This is a genomic window from Bacillus sp. S3 (assembly GCF_005154805.1).
Lineage (GTDB): Bacteria > Bacillota > Bacilli > Bacillales > Cytobacillaceae > Neobacillus.
In genome coordinates this window covers 4,370,671-4,384,602 of record NZ_CP039727.1, presented here as the reverse complement: position 1 = coordinate 4,384,602, position 13,932 = coordinate 4,370,671, and the positions used below count along the sequence as shown (strand labels likewise).

General features: G+C 41.8%; 14 protein-coding genes. All 14 read left to right on the top strand.

Features of this window, described 5'->3' with window-relative positions:
- Positions 1-218 precede the first annotated feature (218 nt).
- A complete protein-coding gene (locus FAY30_RS21210) occupies positions 219-2,261 on the top strand; it encodes a BglG family transcription antiterminator (RefSeq protein WP_149871731.1) in 2,043 nt (680 codons plus the stop codon).
- A 19-nt stretch (positions 2,262-2,280) separates the two neighbouring features.
- A complete protein-coding gene (locus FAY30_RS21205; protein WP_149871730.1) occupies positions 2,281-2,736 on the top strand; it encodes a PTS sugar transporter subunit IIA in 456 nt (151 codons plus the stop codon).
- Between the two features lie 20 nt (positions 2,737-2,756).
- Complete coding sequence (locus tag FAY30_RS21200; RefSeq protein ID WP_149871729.1) at positions 2,757-4,115, top strand: PTS galactitol transporter subunit IIC; 1,359 nt, start codon at positions 2,757-2,759, stop codon at positions 4,113-4,115.
- 36 nt (positions 4,116-4,151) lie between these two features.
- The gene (locus FAY30_RS21195) at positions 4,152-4,820 is read left to right on the top strand and encodes an L-ribulose-5-phosphate 4-epimerase (protein WP_149871728.1); all 669 of its coding nucleotides are present in this window, start codon (positions 4,152-4,154) and stop codon (positions 4,818-4,820) included.
- 6 nt (positions 4,821-4,826) lie between these two features.
- Positions 4,827-5,111, top strand: a complete 285-nt coding sequence (locus tag FAY30_RS21190; RefSeq protein ID WP_149871727.1) for a PTS sugar transporter subunit IIB — start codon at positions 4,827-4,829, stop codon at positions 5,109-5,111.
- 350 nt (positions 5,112-5,461) lie between these two features.
- A complete protein-coding gene (locus FAY30_RS21185; RefSeq protein ID WP_149871726.1) occupies positions 5,462-5,887 on the top strand; it encodes a transcriptional regulator GutM in 426 nt (141 codons plus the stop codon).
- A gap of 17 nt (positions 5,888-5,904) precedes the next feature.
- A complete protein-coding gene (locus tag FAY30_RS21180; RefSeq protein ID WP_149871725.1) occupies positions 5,905-6,435 on the top strand; it encodes a PTS glucitol/sorbitol transporter subunit IIC in 531 nt (176 codons plus the stop codon).
- A 16-nt stretch (positions 6,436-6,451) separates the two neighbouring features.
- Positions 6,452-7,471, top strand: coding sequence for a PTS glucitol/sorbitol transporter subunit IIB (locus FAY30_RS21175; RefSeq protein WP_149871724.1), 1,020 nt, complete (start codon positions 6,452-6,454; stop codon positions 7,469-7,471).
- Positions 7,472-7,495: 24 nt separating this feature from the next.
- Positions 7,496-8,434 (top strand): sugar-binding transcriptional regulator, encoded by a 939-nt coding sequence (locus FAY30_RS21170; RefSeq protein WP_149871723.1) that lies wholly within the window; start codon positions 7,496-7,498, stop codon positions 8,432-8,434.
- A gap of 283 nt (positions 8,435-8,717) precedes the next feature.
- Entirely contained in the window at positions 8,718-9,995 is a 1,278-nt protein-coding gene (locus FAY30_RS21165; RefSeq protein ID WP_149871722.1) for an NAD(P)H-dependent oxidoreductase, read from the top strand.
- A 24-nt stretch (positions 9,996-10,019) separates the two neighbouring features.
- Positions 10,020-10,373, top strand: a complete 354-nt coding sequence (locus FAY30_RS21160; RefSeq protein ID WP_149871721.1) for a PTS glucitol/sorbitol transporter subunit IIA — start codon at positions 10,020-10,022, stop codon at positions 10,371-10,373.
- 201 nt (positions 10,374-10,574) lie between these two features.
- The gene (locus tag FAY30_RS21155; RefSeq protein WP_149871720.1) at positions 10,575-11,558 is read left to right on the top strand and encodes a thiamine pyrophosphate-dependent dehydrogenase E1 component subunit alpha; all 984 of its coding nucleotides are present in this window, start codon (positions 10,575-10,577) and stop codon (positions 11,556-11,558) included.
- 17 nt (positions 11,559-11,575) lie between these two features.
- Positions 11,576-12,568, top strand: a complete 993-nt coding sequence (locus tag FAY30_RS21150) for an alpha-ketoacid dehydrogenase subunit beta (RefSeq protein WP_317845672.1) — start codon at positions 11,576-11,578, stop codon at positions 12,566-12,568.
- 15 nt (positions 12,569-12,583) lie between these two features.
- Complete coding sequence (locus FAY30_RS21145) at positions 12,584-13,927, top strand: dihydrolipoamide acetyltransferase family protein (protein WP_149871719.1); 1,344 nt, start codon at positions 12,584-12,586, stop codon at positions 13,925-13,927.
- Positions 13,928-13,932 lie beyond the last annotated feature (5 nt).

Below are 13,932 nucleotides of genomic sequence, written 5' to 3'. Positions count from 1 at the left end.
ATTTGTAGGACTATTTTGTGAAAACAATTGAAATGACCGGCAAATCGTATTATGGTAATACAAATGTTATCAGTTAGAACAAATGGAAAATTGATTATACTGCCTCAGTACAATGTTGAACACAAAAAGGAGGTATGGTAGGTAAAAAGTTGGGATGAAAACGGTTACAAATTTCACAACATTTCAAATACAATTGAACTATAAGGAGGTTGTAGTGAATGTTCCTTGATGATAGAAGTGTCAATTTATTACATGAATTGATCAAAACTCCACAAATAAAAAATAAGGAACTCGAAGATAAATTTCATTTGAGCAGAAGACAAGTGTCATATTCCCTTGAAAAGATCAATCAGTGGCTGCAAACGAAAAACTTAGTTCCAATCACAAAAAGCAGAAACGGGAATTTTATTATTGATAAAAAAATATTTGCCCATTTTTCAGAAGGGGATTCCGATTCCAACCATTTGGAGGAATATATCCCAACTGAAAAAGAAAGAGCACTTTTAATTATTTTATATTTATTAGGTAAAAGAGAAGATGTTTCCCTCTTTCATATTATCGATCTCTTAAATGTAAGTAAAAATACGGGAATTAGTGATATTAAGGAAGCATCAGAACTAATTAAAAAATACTCTTTATCTATTGTTTATACCCGATCCGAGGGCTATGACATTGTCGGTGACGAATTCCAAATCCGGAAACTGCTAATCGTTGTCGTAAAATCTGTTTTAAACTTTTTTAACGGTCATAAATATTTCGAGAAGTTATTACAACTCAATATTTCCACAACGCAGGAAAAAGTGAAGTCGATTGAGGAATCGTTAAACATTCATTTAACAGATGAAAGCTATGAAAAATTGCCATACATGATTGAACTGATTTTTATCAGAATAGAACAAGGCCATCTGCTCAACGCTGATTTTTATATTGGCTTGGATGAACTGGCAGATACGGAAGAATATGCTGCCTCCAAACTGCTTTTAAAAGAAAACATGGAAGTGCCGATTTCCGAAAGAATCTGGCTCACCCTACAGCTGCTTACTTCCAATGTTCGCTCAGCTGATATTTTAACCAATGAACGGATTAACGAATTAAAAACAGCTGTTGGTCAAATGATTGATCTTTTTGAGAAAAAATCCTGTATCTTCATTGTCGACAAAGAGGAAATCTTGGACAAATTGCTGCTCCATATGCGCCCTGCTTATTATCGAATCAAATATCATTTAACACTAAAAAATCAATTTTCAGCCAAAATGATTGAGGAATATATGGATTTGCATGAAATAGTCACATCCTCCATCAAGCCACTAGAGGACTTAATTGGCGAAACGTTCCCTCCCGGTGAAATAGCCTTTATCACCATGTTTCTTGCCGGGCAGCTAATCAAACAGGGTGAAGAGCTGAATAAAAAGAAACGAGCCTTAGTTGTCTGTACAAATGGTTTAACCATTTCAAAAATCATGCAGCAAACCCTAAAGGAAATCTTTCCGGAATTTTACTTTGCTGAAAGTCTCTCGTTACGTCAATTTCAAAACTATCAGCTCGAATACGAGATTGTCTTTAGCACGATTCCAGTACAGTCGGAAAAGCCAATGTATTTAATTAATCCATTAATGACATTAAGTGAAAAAGAATCATTGCGAAGGCAGGTTATTAACACTGTCGACAAGGAAAGCTATGCCACCATCAACATTAGTAGATTAATAACGACAATAAAAGAGAATGCCATTGTTACAGATGAAATGGCCTTATTAACCTCTTTGTCAAAGCTTTTTCAAGAGAATCAAAGGAAAGAGGCGAAAGAGCTTAAAAATGTCACCTTCGGCTTAAAGCAATTTTTACCAAGTGAGTTTATTCAATTTAGAGATCAGGTTACCACGTGGCAGGAGGCGATCACCATTGCCTGCGAACCGCTTGTAAAAAGCAATATCATTAAACCGTCCTATGTGACAACGTTAATTGGAGAAAATGATCGTCAACAGGTTTATAGTTTTTTAGGTAAAAAGATGGCGATTCCGCATGCTGCTCCAGAAAAAGGCGTTACGGCCGACGCATTTGCGATGCTTATATTAAAAAATCCAGTCAAGTTTGCAAACGGACATCATGTATCGATTATCACACCGCTTGCCATTTATAATCAAAACCGCCATTTAAAGGCATTATCACAATTAGTCGAGCTCGCTGAGGATGAAGAAAAAATTTCCGAACTGATTGGCGCAAATGATGCTTCCGATGCCTGGTTTATCATAAATGGCATTTGAATTGTAAGGAGGAACTACCATGTTTTTTGATAGAAAAATAACCTTTTTTGAATTAGAAGCAAAGAATCGCCAGGATGCACTAAGGCAAATGGCCTTGTCATTACAGGAGGCAGACCTGGTATCCGCTTCGTTTGAGGAAGGAATTTTGGAGCGTGAAGAAACATTTCCAACAGGATTAGCTGTAGAACCGTATGGGGTCGCTATTCCTCATACAGATGCAGACAAAGTCTTTACACCCCAAATTGCTTTTGCCTCCTTAAAAAAACCTGTCAAGTTCCAAATGATGGGGAATGGCAATGAAGAGGTTGATGTATCCTTAATCTTCATGCTCGCCTTAAAAAAAGCAGAAGACCAGCTAACTATGCTGCAACGATTGATGGGGATTTTTCAAGATCGTTCATTATTAACAGAATTCGCTGCTTGTAAAAATCAAAGAGAATTAGAGGGACTTTTAAGCAAGGTTGGACTTGAATAACTTTAAGAGGGGGACTATACATGTCAGTTTTACAATGGTTTGTTGATCTTGGTGCAAGCGTTATGCTGCCAATTCTATTGTTTATTTTCGGAATTATTCTGGGAACAAAACCGGGGAAAGCCTTTAAGGCAGGCTTAACCGTTGGTATTGGATTCGTCGGTTTGAATCTAGTTATTGGTTTATTAACAAATAGCTTAGGACCTGCGGCAAAGGCTATGGTCGATAATTTTGGCTTCCAGCTGGGTACGATAGATGTCGGCTGGCCGGCGGCAGCGGCTATCTCCTATGGTACAGCGTTAGGAAGTTTAGCCATTCCACTAGGTATTGGTATTAACGTTGTCTTGTTAATTACCGGTCTTACGAAAACACTTGATGTTGATATTTGGGATTACTGGCACTGTGCCTTTACGGGATCACTTGTATATGCCTTAACCGGAAACTTTGCCCTTGGATTATATACGATTGCGATTCATTTAGTAGTAATTTTCTTCTTAGGAGATTTAATTGCCAAAGATATCAGCAAATTTTATGGGTTCCAAAATATCACCTTCCCGCATGGTGCATCTGCGCCATCCTATTTAGTAGCAAAACCATTAAACTGGGTGTTTGATAGAATACCAGGCTTTAACAAGTTAGAGGCTGACCCAGAATCAATCCAAAAGAGAATCGGAATTTTCGGTGATTCCACTGTTATGGGTGTCTTAATCGGAATCGTCATTGGGATTCTTGCCGGTTATAATGTCACAGAAATCATGCAGCTTGCAGTTCAAACTGGAGCGGTTATGATGCTGATGCCGCGGATGGTGTCGCTATTAATGGAAGGGCTTTCGCCAATTTCGGAAGCAGCAAGTGATTTTGTCAGAAAGCGTATGCCAGGGCGTGATTTATATATCGGGATGGACAGTGCCTTGTCCGTGGGGCACCCGGCAGTTCTATCAGCATCACTCATCATTGTGCCAATTACATTATTCTTAGCAGTTATTTTACCAGGCAATAAAGTTTTACCATTTGGGGATTTAGCAACAATTCCATTTTTAGTCTGCTTAATGACACCTGTTTTCAGAGGGAATATTATCCGTACTGTTGTAGCCGGAACGATTTATATGGCGGTTGGTTTGTTAATCGCTTCATGGGCAGCACCGTTAATTACTGATTCAGCTTTAGCAGCAAAGTTTGATATGGCTGGAAATTCAAGTATTTCTGCACTAGTAGATGGAGCAGTTTGGACGACGTTTATCTTTGTCGGCCTGGCAAAGGTCCTCAATTGGGCGGGAATTACCATTATTGGCGTTGTTGCCTTTGCGGGATTAATTTACTTAAATAAAATCAAACCGAAACGTGATGCGAAACTAGGCAAAGACCAAAGTGCTAGCCTATAAAAACAGTTATGAAAATGAAAGGAGGTGGTGAATCTGATGTTAGAGGACTTAAAACAATTAGTCTGTAAAGCAAATAAAGCGTTAAAAGAGTACAATTTGGTGAAATGGACGAGCGGAAATGTTAGTTATCGGGATCGTGAGAGTAACAGAGTGATAATAAAACCAAGCGGCGTCCACTTTGATGCCTTAAATCCTGAGGATATGGTTGTCGTTGATTTGGATGGTAATGTAATCGAGGGTAAGTTGAAGCCGTCAGTGGATACGGCAAGCCATTTATATGTCTATAGACAGCGCGATGATATTCATTGTATTGTTCATACCCATTCCCCGTTCGCAACTAGTTTTGCTATCCGGGGGATGGATATCCCGTCCTATACGACAACCGCCGCCAATATTTTTAAGGATAATGTTCCATGTTCTGATTTTGCTGCTATTGGTGAGGAAGAAGTAGGAAAACAAATTGTTGATCATATTGGCGATTCACCTGCTGTTTTGCTTCGAAGTCATGGAGTATTTACGGTTGGAAAAGATATTGAGTATGCATTGAAGGCCGCGGTTATTTTAGAAGAAACAGCAGAATATGCCCATTATGCAACATTGCATGAGCCTGACCTCATGCCGCTTAGCAAAGAGGTCATTGCCTCATGCAACCATTTTTACAGAACGTCCTATGGACAAGAAAAACAAATTATAAAAAAAGGGTGATGAATTATGAAAAAATTATTAATTATGTGTGGAACAGGTATTGCAACATCAACAATCGTGACAGGGAAAGTAAAAACGTGGTTAGCAGAAAATGGTTTGGAAAATAAGGTGAAATTATACCAATCCAAAATCAGTGAGGAACTTAGCAGAATCGATGATTATGATATTATCGTTTCAACGACACTAGTACCTGATAATATTAAGAGTAAGATCATTGACGGCGTGCCATTGTTAACTGGAATTGGAAAAGATGCGATGTTTGAAAAAATCAAAACACAAATTTTGGCGTAGTATAAGAAACAGTCTGCAGATGATGCAGGCTGTTTTCTTCTGTGGTATATTCGACTTTTAATTATATAAACGGCAGCCTTTAGTAAAAATATATTTTTAAAGATTATTGACAGGCACAACCATTTTTATTATTCTAAATATATAACAAATGCAACGTGTTGTAACAAATGTGAAAAATATAATTCGAAGTTATACACCGTAACATTTGTTCAACTGAGACTGCTTTTTATGTAAAAATTTTTTCGTATGATTGAAAGCGTTTTACCTAAAAATGAAAACGCTATATCACGAATGGAAGGGGTGCGAAACGGTAGTTAATCTAAGCAGGATAGCAGAGTAGGAGGGATTTCGTGCAGTTAGCTATTATTCTATGTGCCGTTCTCATTGTTCAATATGTACTGTCACTCATTCAAATCAGGTCTTATAAGAAAAATATTGATAAAATTGTTCGCGATTATAAAGGAGAAGATGGGTATTTCATGTTCTCCGGCATGCAAAGAGGGAAACTCCGGCCAGGGGCCATTGCCGTTCTTGTCGTCGATCAGGACTATATTGTTCATGAATGCCACATGTTAAAGGGAATGTCGGTTCTAACAAAATTTAAATCGATAGATTCATATAAAGGGCAGCATGTTGGGGAGATCGTCAATGATGTCAATGACAGTGCTGCAAAATATACAAAGAAGAAGTTGCCTGCGTTTAAACAGGCACTTTTACAAGCAGGAGAAAATGCACTGCTGACAATTTCAAAAAGTAAAATTTCTATGGAAGCATAAAGGAGGGCAACTAAATTATGGAATGGATTAAATGGTTAGGGGAACATTTCATCGGGATGTTTAATGCGGGTGGAGAAACATTTATGGGGTTATTCACCGGAATTGTCCCAACGTTGGTCGTACTACTAACATTTACGTATGCGGTGATTAAGTTTGTCGGGGAAGATAGAGTAAGCAGAGCAATCCAGTTCGCTGCGAAATATACATTGCTGCGCTATACGTTAATGCCGGTGCTATCGGTCTTATTGTTAACAAATCCAATGGCATATACATTTGGCCGCTTTTTACCAGAGAAACAAAAGCCGGCATTCTATGATTCCGCCGTTTCATTTGTTCATCCGGTTACGGGTTTATTCCCATACGCGAACGCGGGTGAGCTCTTTGTCTATTTAGGTATTGCCAATGGAATCAAGGAATTGGGCCTGCCGGTCGCAGACCTTGCTGTTCGTTACTTTTTAGTGGGTATTGTTATTATTTTTATCCGCGGGGTTGTGACCGAGTTAATTACAAACTATCTAGCTAAAAAAGTAGAAGCGGAATCAAGATAGAAGGGAGAGGTTCTAGATGACTAAACGTGGAGTATTTGTATCAAAAGGTTCAGGCGGTTGGGGCGTCGGCCTTTATATAGAGCCAAATGGTAAAAAGAACAAGGTTGTTTCTATCACAGGTGGCGGTATTCACCCGGTAGCAAGAAGAATTGCAGAATTAACAGGTGCAGAGGCAGTGGATGGTTTTAAAGGCTCTTATCCTGAAGAGGAAATGATGTGTGTGGTCATTGACTGTGGAGGTACTGCCCGAATTGGCGTCTATCCAATGAAGCGGATTCCGACAGTAGATATTCTTCCATCCTCACCTTCAGGTCCGCTCGCCAAGCATATCACCGAGGACATTTTTGTTTCCGGTGTAACCGTAAAAGATATTGCACTTGCAGAGGGACATACACAAGCAGCCGGAGCGCAGGAGGCTGTAGAAGATGAACCTAAGTTTGATACGAGCGATAAGGAGAAATTCAAGGAAAGCTATCAACAACTGAAAAAAGAACATGCAGAACATCAAAAAGAAAATCTGCTGCTCCGGTTTTCAAAAGGAATTGGAAATGTAACCGGAACGTTCTATCAAGCCGGCCGTGATACCGTTGAAATGTTATTAAAAAATATCATTCCATTTATGGCATTTGTCAGTATGTTAATGGGGATTATTAATTATACTGGAATTGGTGATGTCATTGCGAACTCTTTATCTCCGCTTGCCGGGTCATTATGGGGACTTCTGGTGATTGTTATTATTTGTACGCTGCCATTCTTATCACCGGTTTTAGGACCTGGTGCGGTTATTGCACAGGTTATAGGGGTATTAATTGGAAGTCAGATTGCACTAGGAAATATTCCGCCGCAATATGCATTACCGGCATTATTTGCGATTAACGGTCAAGTAGGTTGTGACTTTATTCCAGTTGGTCTATCTTTAGGTGAAGCAAAACCGGAAACAGTCCGTTACGGAGTGCCGGCTGTTTTATATAGCCGTTTAATCACTGGTGTAGCAGCTGTTGTGATTGCCTATTTTGCAAGCATCGGTATGTACTAAATTGGCAGGGAAGAGGTTTGTTCGGTGGTTATTATTGACAATAGAAGAATATTAGTAAAAGTGGCCCAAATGTATTATAACGAAGGAGCTACCCAGTCGGAGATTGCGGAAGTCATCGGTGTCAGCCGTTCGCTTGTGTCGAAATATTTGACGAAGGCAAGGGAACTGGGAATCGTGGAAATCACGATCCATGATGAGGGCTTGCATCAATTTAGTCAGTTAGAGCGGAAGGTGGAGCGGCTTTATAACCTTCGCGAGGTTGTCTGTATTGAAAGTGTGGGACAGGAATCTTCCAAGAAACAGCTGGCAGAAGCAGTGAGCGAATTTTTACAAAGGATGATTAAGGACGGACAAATCATTGGGTTCTCCTCCGGGACCACCTTGAATGAAGTGGCCAAAGCGTTGAATTCGCCCCAAATGTTTCCTAAACTTACGGTTGTTCCATTAGTAGGCGGAATGGGGAACGAACAGGTAGACATCCACTCCAATTCGATTGTTGCGAGAGTTGGAGCAGCATTTCAAGCGCAATGTGAATTTCTTCATCTCCCTGTAATGGTGGACACAAAGGAAGCGAAGGAAGTGCTTATGCGGCAGCCTTCCATCCACAGCACGTTTACCCTTGCCGAGCAGTCAAATATTGCCGTGGTGGGGATTGGGGGAAGCCCTGAGCATTCTACAATGGTGAAATCGTACTTAGGCTCAGACTTTCAGTCAATTATAGATGACAAAGAAATTGTCGGTGACATTTGCTATAACTTTATTAACAAATTCGGCAAGCCTGTCGAAAATCAGTGGAACGACCGGGTCATTGCTCTCGAACTTGAAAAGTTAAAGCAGATCCCGCTTGTGATCGGTGTTGCTTCCGGTTTAGAAAAAGTAGAGGCGATTAAAGCGGCCCTCGAAGGGAACTTAATCCATGTCCTGATTACAGATGAAGTGACCGCAAATGCCTTGGTTGAATAGTTAGAGAAGAAAGCTGCACTGGGCGTCATTCAAGTGCAGCTTTTTATTTATTGATGACCAAAAATTTATATAAGTTTTTTGAAAGTTCACTCTTGACAGCCCTTACATGGAGGTATAGACTAAAGTTGTAGGAACAAATGGTATGTAAAGTAACATATGTGAATCAAACGAGGATAGTGTTACAGTGGATAACATTTGTAACTAAAATAATAGTTAATCGTGTTTGTTAGTTAGATAGAATGTAAGCGTTATAAATTAAGAACCTATTTAGGAGGAATCTTACATGTCAGTTTATCAAAAGCTTTTACAACGTGAACGTGAAAACGCGCCAATAAGAGTAGGAGTAATCGGCGCTGGTCAAATGGGATTCGGAATGATCGCGCAAATTTCCAATATTCCTGGAATGATTGTTGCAGGTGTATGTGATGTCAACGTGGAAGCTGCCCAGAGAGCAGCGGACTTTTATAACTCAAAAGCTAGTAAAAGGAACCCGGTTATTGTCACAAGCGATTTTCGTGAAGTGATTCAATCTCCAACGGTGGAAGTCATTGTCGATGCGACAGGGGTGCCAGAGGTCGGAGCAAATATCTCGCTAGAAACCTTACGCTCGAAAAAACACCTTGTCCTTTTAAATGTTGAAGTAGACATTACCATCGGTTCTGTGATGTATCAAATGTTTAACAATGCAGGCTTAGTATATACAGGTTCTGCAGGCGATGAGCCGGCTGCAACTCTAGAATTATATGAATTTGCGAAAACAATGGGATTTGAAGTATTAGTTGCAGGTAAAGGGAAAAATAATAAGTTAAACCCACTGTCAAATCCTGATGTATGTGCCGCGGAAGCGAAACAAAAACAAATGAGTGCCCATATGCTTGCAGCCTTCCAAGATGGAACGAAAACAATGGCGGAGATGAACCTGTTAAGTAATGCAACCGGTTTTCTGCCTGATAAAGTCGGCATGCATGGTGTATCAGCAACCGTTCAAGATGTGGCGGACAAATTGGATCTAAAAGAAAATGGCGGCGTGCTGGACAGTTTCGGTGTTGTAGAATATGTAGACGGCCTTGCTCCTGGAGTATTTGTCATCGTAAAAAGCGACCTAGAGCCTGTTGACCACGAACTTCGTTATTTAAAAGTGGGGAAAGGGCCACACTATACACTATATCGCCCATACCACCTTGCGAGCTTGGAAACACCGATTACAATTGCAAAAGCAGTCCTACAACATGATTCATCCATCCACCCAATTGGTGCACCAATTTCTGAAACAGTAGCTGTGGCTAAACGGGATATTAAAGCAGGCGAAACATTAGACGGCATCGGCGGCTATTCTGTTCGCGGTGTTCTTGAGACACATGTAGATATGAAAGTAAACGGCCATATTCCAATCGGCCTGATCAGCGGTAAAGTGGTTGTGAAAAAGGATATTAAACTTGGCCAATTCTTAACGTTGGATGATGTGGAATTAGATTCATCGACAACCGTTTGGAAGTTACGCTCACTTCAAGATCAGCTATTCCCAGTAAGTGTTGAGAATCGCCCATTAGTAAGACTGTAAAAACAAACATCGGAGGTATAGAACGTGACAAAATCAGTTGTACAGGAAATCGGGGTATTAGTGCCGACGTTTAAAGAGGATAAAATTGTAATCTTATTTGGCCCGCAGGCACCAAAGGAATTGCGCGAAATGGCGGTCATTCATGAATTTGAAAGCGTAACGGAGGAGCCATTAAAAGAGGGCGGTACGATTCAATTTGGCGGGGAGTCGTTTACGATTACAGCCCTTGGCACACTAGCAAACAAAAACTTTAAGGAATTAGGGCATATCTCAATTTATTTCCAAGAGCCAATGGAGGAAGTGTTACCTGGAGCGGTATTTGCGCACCCGCATCAATTCCCAACCATAGAAGAGGGAACAGTAATTACCATAAAGTAAGACAAGAATTAAATAACGTATTTGCAGTGACAGCGAAAGGGAAAAGGGAGGAAATGGTTCGAAAAAACCTGACCGCTTTTCCCTTTTTTTAATTAAATTTTTCGAAAAATCAGCCTGTATTTACTTGACTGAAAGGGTAATCAGGGTTATGATATTTACAAATGTAACATATCAGAACAAATGTAAAAGGAGGAAATAGAAATGATGAAAACGATGAATCTGCCAGAGATGATTACGGAAGAGAAGTTGAAAGATTTATATAAACAAATGTGGCTCATCCGCTATTTTGATGAAAAGGTGGATCAGTTCTTTGCGAAAGGGTTGATTCACGGAACTACTCATCTATGTGTCGGCCAGGAGGCATCCGCTGCCGGTTCGATTGCTGTGATTGGCAGAAAGGATAAAATTGTCAGCACACACCGCGGCCACGGCCATTGCATTGCCAAAGAAGGAGACGTTAACAAAATGATGGCTGAGCTGTTCGGCCGGGAAACAGGTTATTGTAAAGGAAAAGGCGGCTCAATGCATATTGCCGATGTTGAAAAAGGGAACCTTGGTGCGAATGGTATTGTTGGCGGCGGCTTACCGCTTGCTGTCGGTGCAGCGCTCACGTCTAAAATGAAAAAAGAAAACTATGTTGTCCTTTGCTTCTTTGGCGATGGTGCTTCAAATGAAGGAAGCTTCCATGAATCCGTTAACCTTGCTGCGATTTGGGATCTGCCGGTTGTCTTTATTTGTGAAAATAACCAATACGGCATGTCTGGCCCGGTGAAAGAAATGACACGGGTTGAAAATATTGCTGACCGCGCCGGTGCATATGGAATTCCTGGCAAGGTTGTAGATGGACTTGATATGGTTGAGATCATGAATTCGGTAAACGAGGCAGTAGACCGTGCCCGCGGTGGATTTGGCCCAACGTTAATTGAAATGAAAACATACCGCTGGAAAGGCCACTCTAAAAGTGACGCGAAAAAATACCGCACACGTGAAGAAGAGAAAGAGTGGAGAGCAAAAGATGGTATTAAGCGGTTTAAAGAGTTCCTGATTGGAGAAGGAGTCTTAACGGAAGAAAGTGCGAAACAGCTGCATGATGAGGCACTTCAAGAAATAGAGGATGCGGTAAAGTTCGCAGAAAATAGCCCTGAACCATCAATTGATAGTTTACTAGAGGATGTCTACGCATAATACAGGAGAGGATGAAAATGATGGCTACAAGAGAAATTACTTATTTAGAAGCAGTTCGTGAAGCGATGAGCCAGGAAATGCGGCAAAATGACGATGTCTTTATCCTTGGTGAAGATATCGGTGTTTACGGCGGGGCGTTCGGTGTTACTCGCGGCATGATTGAAGAATTTGGACCAGAACGTGTGCGGAATACCCCGATATCAGAGGCTGGGATTGCCGGTGCAGCGGTCGGTGCTGCGTTAACGGGTATGCGTCCGATCTTGGAACTGCAATTTTCAGACTTCATCACCATTGCAATGGATCAAATCGTTAACCAAGCAGCGAAAACACGTTATATGTTTGGCGGGAAAGGAAAAGTGCCGATGGTGTTACGGACACCGGCCGGTTCCGGAACAGGGGCAGCCGCTCAGCACTCGCAAAGCTTAGAAGCATGGATGGCCCATATTCCCGGCTTGAAAGTGGTGCAGCCTTCAACCGCCTATGATGTCAAAGGTCTTTTGAAAGCAGCGATGGACGATAACAATCCAGTTATATTTTACGAACATAAATTACTGTATAAAACCTCTTCACACGTCCCAGAAGAGCAATATTCAATTGAAATAGGCAAAGCAGATATCAAACGCGAGGGGACAGATGTAACAATTGTCGCTACGGCAATTATGGTTCATAAAGCACTTGAAGCAGCAGCAGTGCTTGAAAAAGAAGGAATCAGCGTCGAAGTCGTCGACCCGCGGACGATTGTACCGCTTGATAAAGAAACCATTATTAACTCGGTGAAAAAGACAGGCCGCTTAATTGTGGTGCACGAAGCCGTTCGCCGCGGCGGTATTGGCGGAGAAATCGCCAGCATGGTCGCTGAAAGTGAAGCGTTTGATTACCTGGATGCACCGATTAAGCGCTTAGGCGGTAAAGAAGTGCCCATTCCATATAATCCAAATTTAGAAAAAGCAGCGATTCCACAGGTGCCTGACATTTTGGCAGCTGTTAGGGAAACCGTTAAATATAAATAGAAGGAGGGGTTCACAGTGGCAAAAGAAATTTTCATGCCAAAGCTTAGTTCGACAATGGCGGAAGGTACCCTCCTTCAGTGGTTTAAAGAAGAAGGGGAAAGCGTCGATATTGGCGAGCCGTTGTTTGAAATTATGACGGATAAAATTAACATCGAAGTGGAAGCTTACGATGCCGGAATCCTTTTGAAAAAATATTTTCAAGTAGATGAGCAGGTGCCGGTCAATCAAATCATCGGTTATATCGGTGAGGCGGAGGAAACGGTGCCTGACACCTCGCCGGGAATTTCCGGTTCTGAAGAAGCGGCAAAGGAAGAGGCTGAAGTTCAGACGCCTGCAAAAGTGGTATCTGTGGAAGCAGCCCCCGCTGGAAGTCAAAATGGCGAGAAGCCGCGCGCCACACCGGCTGCACGGAAGCTTGCAAGGGTGAATGAGCTGGTATTAGGGAATATCCAAGGAAGCGGTCCAAATGGCCGTGTCCAGAAAAGCGATGTTGTCGCAGTTATCGAAAGCGTATCGGCAATGCCGAAAGCAACTCCGCTTGCCCGAAAGATTGCTGTTGCCGAGCAGGTTGATTTGTCGGCAGTTACCGGCAGTGGAATAAACGGAAAAATTGTCAAGACGGATGTCATCTCTCGTGCCGCTAAAGCTGAAGCCGCTCCGGCGCCTGCACAGTCGCAGCGCAAGAAGATGTCCGGTATGAGGAAGGTGATTGCTGAGCGGATGGCACAAAGTGCGTATACAGCGCCGCACGTCACCTTAACAACAGATGTGGACATGACGAAGGTGAAGGAAATTCGTGCTTCCCTTCTGCCAGTTGTTGAGAAACAAACTGGTTTGCGTTTATCTTATACAGAAGTATTAATCAAAGCTTCTGCTGCCGCCCTTTCTCGTCATCCGGAAGTGAATGTATCGATTGAAGGCGATGAAATCGTGCAGCATGGACATGTCCATATTGGACTGGCAGTGGCTGTTCCTGGCGGGTTAATGGTCCCTGTTGTCAAAGATGTGCTCTTTAAGGGGCTTTCTGAACTTACTCAAGACGCGAAGGACATTGGCAAGCGTGCCCGGGAGAATAAATTACTTCCAGATCAGCTAAAAGGTTCTACGTTTACGATCAGTAATCTTGGCATGTATTCGGTTGATGCGTTCACACCAATCATCAATCAGCCGGATAGTGCGATTCTTGGAGTCGGCCGGATCGTTGATAAACCTGTTGCCGTTAATGGGGCACTAGAAATTCGCCCAATGATAACGCTCAGTTTATCGTTTGACCACCGGGCCATCGACGGTGCACCGGCGGCTGCCTTCTTGACAGAATTGAAACAAATTCTTGAAAATCCGTTTGAGTTACTAGTGTAATGAGG

What these genes read in the sequence shown, in the direction of transcription:
- FAY30_RS21210 (WP_149871731.1), top strand. Translation starts at nt 219, where the DNA reads ATGTTCCTTGATGATAGAAGTGTCAATTTATTACATGAATTGATCAAA.
- FAY30_RS21205 (WP_149871730.1), top strand. Translation starts at nt 2,281, where the DNA reads ATGTTTTTTGATAGAAAAATAACCTTTTTTGAATTAGAAGCAAAGAAT.
- FAY30_RS21200 (WP_149871729.1), top strand. Translation starts at nt 2,757, where the DNA reads ATGTCAGTTTTACAATGGTTTGTTGATCTTGGTGCAAGCGTTATGCTG.
- FAY30_RS21195 (WP_149871728.1), top strand. Translation starts at nt 4,152, where the DNA reads ATGTTAGAGGACTTAAAACAATTAGTCTGTAAAGCAAATAAAGCGTTA.
- FAY30_RS21190 (WP_149871727.1), top strand. Translation starts at nt 4,827, where the DNA reads ATGAAAAAATTATTAATTATGTGTGGAACAGGTATTGCAACATCAACA.
- FAY30_RS21180 (WP_149871725.1), top strand. Translation starts at nt 5,905, where the DNA reads ATGGAATGGATTAAATGGTTAGGGGAACATTTCATCGGGATGTTTAAT.
- FAY30_RS21175 (WP_149871724.1), top strand. Translation starts at nt 6,452, where the DNA reads ATGACTAAACGTGGAGTATTTGTATCAAAAGGTTCAGGCGGTTGGGGC.
- FAY30_RS21165 (WP_149871722.1), top strand. Translation starts at nt 8,718, where the DNA reads ATGTCAGTTTATCAAAAGCTTTTACAACGTGAACGTGAAAACGCGCCA.
- FAY30_RS21155 (WP_149871720.1), top strand. Translation starts at nt 10,575, where the DNA reads ATGATGAAAACGATGAATCTGCCAGAGATGATTACGGAAGAGAAGTTG.
- FAY30_RS21150 (WP_317845672.1), top strand. Translation starts at nt 11,576, where the DNA reads ATGATGGCTACAAGAGAAATTACTTATTTAGAAGCAGTTCGTGAAGCG.